Origin of the sequence: Vibrio halioticoli NBRC 102217 (assembly GCF_000496695.1) — a bacterium.
In the GTDB taxonomy this organism is placed as follows: Bacteria; Pseudomonadota; Gammaproteobacteria; order Enterobacterales; family Vibrionaceae; genus Vibrio; species Vibrio halioticoli.
Genome location: NZ_BAUJ01000051.1, coordinates 1 through 9,911, shown reverse-complemented (window position 1 = coordinate 9,911; position 9,911 = coordinate 1). Strand labels below are relative to the sequence as shown.

8 protein-coding genes are annotated in these 9,911 nt (G+C 44.5%); 2 read left to right on the top strand and 6 right to left on the bottom strand.

Translation table 11 applies throughout. The features are described from left to right. Position 1: 1 nt before the first annotated feature. Positions 2-1,726 (top strand): glycoside hydrolase family 9 protein, encoded by a 1,725-nt coding sequence (locus VHA01S_RS13875; RefSeq protein WP_023404992.1) that lies wholly within the window; start codon positions 2-4, stop codon positions 1,724-1,726. Then, a complete protein-coding gene (locus VHA01S_RS13870) occupies positions 1,723-3,606 on the top strand; it encodes a beta-N-acetylhexosaminidase (protein ID WP_023404991.1) in 1,884 nt (627 codons plus the stop codon). The genes VHA01S_RS13875 and VHA01S_RS13870 overlap by 4 nt, the downstream gene beginning before the upstream one ends. Before the next feature lie 4 nt (positions 3,607-3,610). On the opposite strand, the gene VHA01S_RS13865 is transcribed toward VHA01S_RS13870, so the two are convergent. From VHA01S_RS13865 to VHA01S_RS13840, 6 genes are all read right to left on the bottom strand, one after another. Continuing rightward, positions 3,611-4,636 (bottom strand): ABC transporter ATP-binding protein, encoded by a 1,026-nt coding sequence (locus tag VHA01S_RS13865; RefSeq protein WP_023404990.1) that lies wholly within the window; start codon positions 4,634-4,636, stop codon positions 3,611-3,613. Then, positions 4,636-6,261 (bottom strand): ABC transporter permease, encoded by a 1,626-nt coding sequence (locus VHA01S_RS13860; RefSeq protein ID WP_023404989.1) that lies wholly within the window; start codon positions 6,259-6,261, stop codon positions 4,636-4,638. Before VHA01S_RS13860 ends, VHA01S_RS13865 begins: the two co-directional genes overlap by 1 nt. Positions 6,262-6,337: 76 nt before the next feature. Beyond that, complete coding sequence (locus VHA01S_RS13855) at positions 6,338-7,351, bottom strand: Fe(3+) ABC transporter substrate-binding protein (RefSeq protein ID WP_023404988.1); 1,014 nt, start codon at positions 7,349-7,351, stop codon at positions 6,338-6,340. Between the two features lie 298 nt (positions 7,352-7,649). Continuing rightward, the gene (gene amtB, locus VHA01S_RS13850) at positions 7,650-8,879 is read right to left on the bottom strand and encodes an ammonium transporter AmtB (RefSeq protein WP_023404987.1); all 1,230 of its coding nucleotides are present in this window, start codon (positions 8,877-8,879) and stop codon (positions 7,650-7,652) included. Positions 8,880-8,903: 24 nt separating this feature from the next. Further along, complete coding sequence (glnK, locus tag VHA01S_RS13845; RefSeq protein WP_023404986.1) at positions 8,904-9,242, bottom strand: P-II family nitrogen regulator; 339 nt, start codon at positions 9,240-9,242, stop codon at positions 8,904-8,906. A 219-nt stretch (positions 9,243-9,461) separates the two neighbouring features. Continuing rightward, positions 9,462-9,830, bottom strand: a complete 369-nt coding sequence (locus VHA01S_RS13840; RefSeq protein WP_023404985.1) for a YacL family protein — start codon at positions 9,828-9,830, stop codon at positions 9,462-9,464. Positions 9,831-9,911 lie beyond the last annotated feature (81 nt).

Here is a 9,911-nt window from a genome sequence, read left to right as displayed (position 1 = left end):
GTTGTTAATCAATCAAATTGGCTACTCAGCGACTGCGCATAAAGTCGGTGTTCTGCTTGCACCTTCCCCCCTCTGCTTACAAAAAGTCGATACCGCCGATGTCGTTATTATCGAGGTGCAAACAAAGCAAGAAGTAGCGCGAGTCCCCCTACAACCCGGCCAACTTGTTGAGCAGTGGGACATAGGTTGGAGCTACCCTTTTGATTTTAGCAAACTGAATTTACAGGGTCGCTTTGTGGCGCGCTTTGAACACGTTGAATCTTTGCCCTTTGATATTCAGCCTCAGCTTTTGTATCAGCGCACCTTTTCTGATCTGCTGCATTATTTTAAGTCGCAACGTTGCACGGGTATGTTTGATCACGCCGATAAAAACGTGCGCATATTTGGCAGCGATGCTCGGCGTGATGTCCGTGGCGGCTGGTATGATGCATCAGGGGACGTCAGCAAATATTTGAGCCATTTATGCTACGCCAATTATTTAAATCCTCAGCAAACCCCAATGCTGGTATGGAACTTACTCTCTAGCCTAGAAGTGCTCAGCGCGCGGGATAATTGTGCTCCGTTTACGCGCACTCGCCTTATTGATGAGGCGCTATTTGGCGCAGATTTTTTAGTGCGCATGCAAGCTGACCAAGGCTTTTTCTACACCACGGTATTTGATCAATGGAGCAAAGATCCTGAAAAAAGGGAGCTGTGTGCCTATAAGACTCAAACCGGTAAAAAGCTAGTGACCTATCAAGCAGGATTTAGGCAAGGTGCAGGCATCGCCATTGCCGCCCTTGCTAGTGCGGCTCGGCTTCAACAAAATGGCGAGTATAGTACTCATCACTATCAACAAGCTGCGCAAAAAGGCTATTGGCATTTAAAAGAGCACAACAAAGCTTATTTAAATGACGGTAAGGAAAACATCATTGATGAATATTGCGCTTTATTAGCCAGTGTTGAACTGTACAAAACCACTCAAGATCAGCGCTACTTAGATGAAAGTCGCGACTGGGCACTGCGCTTAACTTTACGTCAGCACAGCGACCAAAACTGGTCACATTTTTGGTCTGCTACCGCGCAGGGTGAACGCCCCTATTTTCATCCCTCTGATGCTGGATTGCCTGTCATAGCCCTATGCTGTTTTTTAGACATCGAAACCGATTCTGTTTTTATAGAAAAGATCACCTCCAGCATTGAGGCGGCGCTGTCCTTTGAATTAAAGATCACCCATGCAACTTGCAATCCTTATGCCTACCCAAGGCAATATGTAAAAGATCTCGGCGGAGAAAAACGCGATGCCTTTTTTATGGCACAAGACAACGAATCGGGCTATTGGTGGCAAGGGGAAAATGCCCGCCTCGCCTCTTTGTCAGCCATGGCATATAGAGCAATACCCTACGTATCAGCGTCATTTTTAAAGCCACTACAAAGCTACGCTCAATCTTGTTTAAACTGGATTATAGGATTAAACCCTTACAATATGTGCATGCTCGACGGGCATGGCGATAACAACCCTAACTATTTACCACACTTAGGTTTTTACAACGCTAAGGGGGGTATTTGCAACGGCATAACCGCAGGCTTTAATCACCCGCAAGGCATTGCTTTTAACCCAACCGCACACGCTGATGACTTACAACAAAACTGGCGTTGGGCAGAACAATGGTTACCTCACAGCGCGTGGTTTTTATTAGCGGTAGCCTATCAAACAAACGATGAATTATCAGGAGACTCACCATGAGCCTATTTCGCCTTGACCTTAAAGTAGTCAATGAAAGCGAGCAGCGTACCCGTTTTGCGTTATCTATAGTCAATAACTCTAAGGCGCAACTGACTGACTGGACGCTGCATTTTTCAATGACTCGTTTCTTAGACAGTAGCAGCTGTACGGTAGGGCAACTTTCGCAAACCGGCAGTTTTTGCACCTTGAGCGCACTGCCTGCTTTAGAAAGTAATCAAACTTTTAATACCGAATTTGAAATGCCAACGCCACCATTGCAACTGCAATGTGACGGTATTCTTGAAGCATTTATTCAATCCTCTGAACGCTATTCGGTCGCCGTAACCCCATTACAGTTACTTGCGCCAAAATCAGTTGCCCACGGCTTAGAGCCCGTAGAAAAGGCCAATATTGCAATCATTCCTAAACCAAATAACCTTGACCTTATGCAAGGGACATTTGAGTTTGTGATAGGCGAAGAATTGCATGTAGAAAGCCCAGTCGCCAAAGAGGCAGCCTTATGGTTGTGTGAAAGTGCACCGCAACTAAAGCTAAAACTAACCCAGCAAGGTGCTCGAATCCACTTTAAACCAATGAGCTGCTTATCCGCATCCGCTTATCAACTGGATATCTCAGCCACAAGCCTGACCGTCAGTGCCAGTGATGCACAAGGCTTTGCACATGCGGTTGCGTCTCTATTGCAGCTATTTAAAGATGAAACATCACTCTGTTGCGTAAAAATCTCTGATAGCCCAGCATATCCTTATCGCGGCATGATGCTTGACTGCTCTCGTCACTTTCATCAGGTAGAGCAAATTAAACTCATCATCGATCAGTTAGCACGCTACAAATACAATCATTTCCATTGGCATCTGACCGATGATGAAGGTTGGCGAATCGAAATCAAAGCTTTCCCTGAATTAACCGATATTGGCGCATGGCGCGGCAAAGACTTACCCCTTGCTCCGCAATTTAGGCATATAGAGTCCAAATACGGCGGCTTTTATACGCAACAACAGATCAAAGAAGTGGTGGCGTTTGCTCAGCGTCGCGGAATCATTGTGGTGCCCGAAATTGATATTCCCGGTCACTGCCGAGCGGCGATAAAGTCTTTGCCGCACTTGTTATTAGACAAGGATGACGCATCCATCTATCGCAGCGTACAGCACTACACTGACAACGTGCTATCACCTGCCCTAGAAGGCACTTATGAGTTCTTAGATAAAGTTATTGCCGAAGTTGTAGAGCTGTTTCCTGCTCCTTATGTACACATTGGAGCGGATGAAGTGCCGGAAGGCGTATGGACACAAAGTGACAAATGTCAGGCACTGATGAAAGAACACGGCTATACCGAAGCCAAAGATCTACAAGGGCATTTACTGCGCTATGTAGAGAATAAGCTCAACAGCTATGGCAAACGTATGTTGGGCTGGGAAGAAGCGCAACATGGCGATAAAGTCAGCCAGCAAACCGTGATCTATTCTTGGCAAAGTGAGCAAGCGGCTATCGAATGTGCACGTAAAGGATTTGATGTGGTATTACAGCCGGGACAGTACACTTATCTGGATATGGCGCAAGAATTTGATGCGAGCGAATCAGGCTTTTACTGGGCGAATATTACCCCACTCAAACACGCCTACCACTATCAACCTCTGCAAGAAATTGCTGTCGATGATCCGATTCAGAAAAAGGTCTGGGGCATTCAAGCGGCGCTATGGTGTGAACTGGTTGATAACCCGCAAAAGCTACAATATATGGTGCATCCTCGCCTGCAAGCCATTGCAGAAGTGTGCTGGACTGATGCCAGCAACAAAGATTGGACTGACTTTTTATCTCGCCTCAAGTCTGATTTAGAACAGCTTGATCAACGAGGAATCCACTACCGTAACCCTTGGTACTAAAGCTTTAAAAAGCCAGTAGTTGAGTTGATGTGAGCTGCACATCAACTCGGCTACCGACATCCAGCTGTTCAATCGAACTAGACAGTAATCGATGCCCTTTTACATCCACAACATAACGGAAATGGTCACCCATAAACTGCTGTTCCAATACCACAGTTTCTCCCGCCGTATTCGCGGTTAATTGCAGATGTTGCGGACGAAATAAAATCATGGCGGCTTCATTACTGTCTTGCTGTTTGCAAGTTGCCTTCACCACTCCCAAAGCCGTTTGATACATCCCTTGCTCTATCTTTGTGCCCTGCAAATAACTGCCGCCACCTAAGAAATCAGCCACAAAACGACTTGATGGAGTGTGGTAAAGATCGCTGGCACTGCCAAATTGCTCAATCACGCCTTTGTTCATCACCGCCATTTTATCGGCAAAAGCAAACGCCTCTTCTCGGCTATGAGTTACAAAAATAGCCGTCACCCCCGCTTGTTTAAAGATACTGCGGATCTGCGCGATCAACTTGTGGCGTACTTGGGTATCTATGTTAGAAAACGGTTCATCAAGCAACAATAGATCTGGCTTATAAGCAAGAGAGCGGGCAATTGCAACACGCTGTTGCTGACCACCCGATAACTGGTGCGGATAACGATCACCTAGGTTCTGTAGATGTACCATAGTCAGCATTTCTTCAATGCGCTCTTTTTGCACCTCTTGCGGCAGTTCTTTGATTCCAAAGCTAATATTTTGCGCCACCGTTAGGTGCGGAAATAGAGCGTAATCTTGAAAGATCATTCCGATATTACGCTGCTCGGGTGGCACCCAGTGCTTACCGTCATCAATCACAGTGCCATTGAGTTCAATAAAGCCTTTCGTTAGCGGAAGTAACCCAGAAATGGCTTTAAGCAACGTGGTTTTGCCACAACCACTGGCTCCCAACAGACAAACAATCTCACCTTGCTTTACCGTCAAGGACAGTGATTCAAGCACCACTTGATTGTCGTATTTACAGGTAAGATCTTTAATGGCTAGAGTACGGCTCATCAGTGGGGTTGCTCCAAAGAACGATTGATAATAATTAACGGAATAAGGCCAACCAAAACTAACAACACCGCAGGCATAGCTGCAATTTCCAGTTGTTCGTCTGAGGCAAAGTTGCACACATAGGTGGCGAGTGTTTCAAAGTTGAATGGGCGCAGCAATATAGCGGCATTCAACTCTTTCATTGATTCAATAAACACCAATAAAAAGGCAATTAACGCGCCGCGTTTCATCAATGGAATGTGCACTCTTTTGAGCATTTGCGAGCTAGTGCACCCCATAGTGCGCGCCGCCATATCTAAAGAAGGCGATACCTTGCTCATGCTACTTTCAATTGTGCCTATCGCCACCGCTGAAAAACGCACCACAAAAGCAAATACAATCGCAAATATCGAACCGGAGAAAACAAGCCCCGGCCTACCCCAATCCATAGCTTTGGCAATGTCATTCACCAAATGATCGGCACTTAATACAGGTAGCATGACGCCTATAGCAAGTACTGTCCCCGGCACGGCGTAACCCATAGAGGCCAAACGCACAAATAAATTACTGCTGGTTGTGGCCGATAAACGACTGTAAAAATTAAGAACTACCGCAATAATCAAAGCAATCAGGGCCGCAAGTATCGATACTTTTAAACTATTAATGGCATACTGATAAAATTGGCTTGTCCAACTTTCCAAGAAGTAGTGATAGGCGTACAGACAAAGCTGTAACAATGGGAAAATAAACGCCACCGCCACAATCGACCAACACCAAGTCACTGCCGCCCACTTCTTCCAACCCGTCAGTTGGTAACGAAAGTTCTCATGACTATTAAATTGACTCTGAAAGAGCTTTTGTTTGCGACGACTAAAGCGCTCGCCACTGATCAATAAAATAATCACCAGCAACATAATGGCCGAAATTTTCGCCGCCGCACCCAAGTTGGAATATCCGAGCCATGTATCGTACACCGCGGTAGTCAAAGTATTGACGGCGAAATAACTCACTGTACCAAAATCACCAATCGCCTCCATTGCCACCAGCGACAAACCAACTGCAATTGACGGGCGAATAATCGGTAATGAGATTCGCCAAAAGCTCTGCATTGGTGAGCATTTTAAAAGCCTTGCTGACTGCAAAATGCTAACACTTTGCTCCATAAAAGCCGCACGACACAGCAAATACACATAGGGGTAAAGCACTAAGGAAAGCACCCATATTGCCCCCCCTAAAGTGCGCATATCAGGGAACCAGTAATCACCGGGGCCCCAACCCGTTACATCGCGTAGAAAAACTTGCAGTGGCCCGGCAAAATCAAACCAATCGGTAAACACATAGCCCACAATATAGCCAGGCATTGCCAATGGCAGCACCATTGCCCATTGCAAAATTCCTTCTGATGGTAAACGACACATAGCCATTAACCATGCACTCGGTATCCCTATCAACAAAGACAGCAACATCACACCAAATACAAGCCAGAAAGTATTCGAGATATAGGTAGGCAATACCGTATCAAATAGGTGCACAAACAGATCGTTGTCACCACCGAGGCTGGTATAAAAAATAGCTAAAATTGGCAAAACCAGTAGCGCGGCTAACAGCGCACTACTGGCTCTAAATAAGGGATATTTTTCTTTCATCAAATAACTTGAAAAGGCGCCTTAAAGACGCCTTTACATTAAACCTTAAAGTTTATATGTGTTTTCTTGCAGTGTATTACAGGTCGAACTTAGTTTCATCAAGCAACTTCACAGCAATAGCATGATTTTCAGCAATCTTTTCCAAAGGCAGTTTATCCGCTTTAAAATCACCCCATGAAGCCACAAGCTCAGAACGCTTCACGCCCTCTTTCACTGGGTATTCATAGTTAATTTCTGCATACATCTGTTGCGCTTTATCACCTGTTAAAAATTCCATTAACTTAAGAGCGTTAGCCTGGTTTGGTGCATGCTTAGCCATTGCCATGCCACTGACGTTGACATGAGTGCCATTGGCTTCTTGACCTGGGAAGTTAATGTAAACAGATTCAGCCCAGCTCACTTGCTTAGGGTTGTTTACCATTTTGCCTAGGTAGTAGCTGTTGCCTAGAGCAATATCACACAGACCTTCTTTAATCGCTTTAACTTGAGCGCGGTCATTACCTTGTGGTTTACGAGCAAGGTTAGCTTTTACACCTTCAAGCCATGTTTTCGCTTCCGCTTCGCCGTAGTGAGCTACCATAGAAGCAACTAAAGAAACGTTGTAAGGGTGCTTACCGCTACGAGTACAGATCTTGCCTTTATACTCAGGGTTGACCAGATCTTTATAATCAAAATCAGAGCCTAGTTTACCCACGCGATCTCGAGACGAATATACGTTACGAGTACGTAATGTGAGAGAAAACCACTCATTTTCACTGTCACGGTATTGCGCAGGAACATTCGCGTCAATTACTTTACTATCAACAGCTTGAACTACTTTTTTATTGCTTAGTTCAACCAAACGGCTGATATCAGTCGTCAATACGACGTCTGCAGGGCTGTATTCACCCTCTTGCGCTAATTTCTCTGCAATACCGGTTTTAGAGAACTTAACGTTAACCGCAATTCCTGTTTGCTTAGTAAATTCGTCAAACATAGGTTCAACTAAAAACGGCTGACGATATGAATATACGTTAACCTCTTCTGTCGCTGATGCGATTGGTGCAAATACACTACTAACAGCAGCAGTCAACATAAGTAGTTTTTTCATTACAAGTCCCTTGATTGAAATTGAGAATGGTTATCAATACGACCATTATATGCAATAACTCCCTGCAATCAATCGCGTATTCCGTTCTATATCTCATTTCCTTTATTTTCATGTAAGCAAATATGACTAATATCAATCAAATCTCAAAACAAAAACAACTTTTTTTAAAAAATATGCTAGCAAACACAGTCAGTTATCTCCGTTCTATTTCCTCAATACCGCAACCACCCCATAAGATATTGAAACGAAAAAGGCCCGCTAAAAAGCAGGCCTTCTATTACTAAATGGAGAGTAAAGATTATTTAACTGTCATGAACTCAGGATATGCGCCGATACCACAATCATGTACATCCATACCTTCAAGCTCTTCTTCTTCAGTTACTCGGATACCCATAGTTGCTTTCAAGATAGCCCACACAAGCATACTCGCTAAGAATACCCAGCCAAAGATTACAGCTGCACCTAGTAGCTGAGCGCCGAATGTTGCATCTGCATTGCTTAGAGGAACAACCATCAAGCCAAAGAAGCCACACACGCCGTGTACAGAGATAGCACCGACAGGATCATCAATCTTGATTTTATCAAAGCCAACGATACTAAATACAACCACTACGCCTGCAACTGCACCGATAGCCACTGATGCTAGTGGTGAAGGTGATAGTGGGTCTGCTGTGATAGCAACTAGACCTGCTAACGCGCCGTTTAGAATCATAGTTAAATCAGCTTTACCCCAAGTGGTCTTACACACAAGTAGCGCAGCAATTGCACCGGCAGCGGCAGCGGCATTGGTGTTAAGGAAGATTTGACCTACTGCTGTTGCATTTTCAAAGTCAGACAGCATCAACTGAGAACCGCCGTTGAAACCAAACCAACCGAACCATAGGATAAAGGTACCTAAGGTTGCTAGTGGCATGTTTGAACCAGGGATTGGGTGAACAGAGCCGTTTTTACCAAACTTACCTTTACGTGCACCTAGCAAGATAACAGCGGATAGTGCTGCAGCAGCACCTGCCATGTGTACAATACCTGAGCCAGCAAAGTCACTAAAGCCTGCTTCAGAAAGGAAACCACCACCCCAAGTCCAGTAACCTTCGATTGGGTAGATGAAGCCTGTAAGAACCACACTAAAGATTAAGAAAGACCACAGTTTCATTCGTTCCGCTACCGCACCTGACACTACTGACATTGACGTAGCAACAAACACAACTTGGAAGAAGAAATCAGATTCTAGAGAGTGATCTGCACCCTCAGCCTGACTACCAATCAAGTGTCCAAATGAAGGTAACCAGCCACCAGCACCATTATCTACGTACATGATGTTGTAGCCAACTAGCAAAAACATCGTACAAGCTATCGCGTAAAGCACGAAGTTTTTAGTCAAAATTTCGGTGGTGTTTTTTGAGCGAACTAAACCCGCTTCAAGCATGGCAAAACCTGCGGCCATCCACATGACCAAAGCACCTGAAATTAAAAAGAAAAATGTATCTAGTGCGTAACGTAACTCCGTTACTGTCGCTGTAAGTTCCATAATAAGTTCTCTCGTCCGTTAGTCTTAAAGGGCTTCTGAATCCATTTCGCCAGTACGAATACGTACCGCGTGTGATAGGTCGTAAACAAAAATCTTACCATCACCAATTTTGCCGGTGTGCGCCGCTTTGCTTACTGCTTCAATAACACGATCAACATTCTCGGCTTGAGTGGCAATTTCCAGTTTCACTTTTGGTAAGAAGTCGACTTGATACTCCGCGCCACGATATAGCTCTGTGTGTCCTTTCTGACGACCAAATCCTTTTACCTCAGAAACAGTCATACCTTCAATGCCCACATCAGATAGGGCTTCACGGACATCATCCAATTTGAACGGTTTAATAATTGCATTAATAAGTTTCATCGCTTTCCCTCTGCGTAAGTCATATCTGCATTAACATTTGTGCTGATACTTTACTTATACAAAGGGCGTGCCAAGTTTTTAAGTCATTGAATTATAATGAAGTTATTGACAAGGGAAGTGTGAAGGGGGTTTTTGCGCACCATTTTGGTGCACAAGACTCACCAAAAAAGCTCAAGTTATTAACAATTGCCACAAAAAAGTGCAACAAGAGGCAGATACCTATCTTCCTGTGGTCAAAAAGCGTTGCCATTGATGAATAAGCGCAGAAAAATCTTCTAATCCACACGCCGCCGAACTTTCACAATTATAAAAATCCATATCAGGCTCAAACTCTTGCTCAGTTTGTTGCTGCAACGCATTTTCTTGCACAGTAACTTCACCCGCTTCAATGCTCATACTGATCTCAGTACCAGACAAAAGCAGCACTTCACTTTGGTTATGAGTGGCTTGTTCAATTAAGGCAAATACCTGTTGCAGTTTGTCTGCATCGCGGCCGATTTCTTCTTGTAACCAACGACCGACGATCTCATGTCCCATACTGGTTTTTATTGAGTACTCACCAAATGCACGTTTAAATTCAAATTCCATCATCGACCTCAATAATATTGTTCTAAATAAGATGCTTAAAGTACTTGAACCATAAGTGTTCTCTAGCAGTGATACCAATCG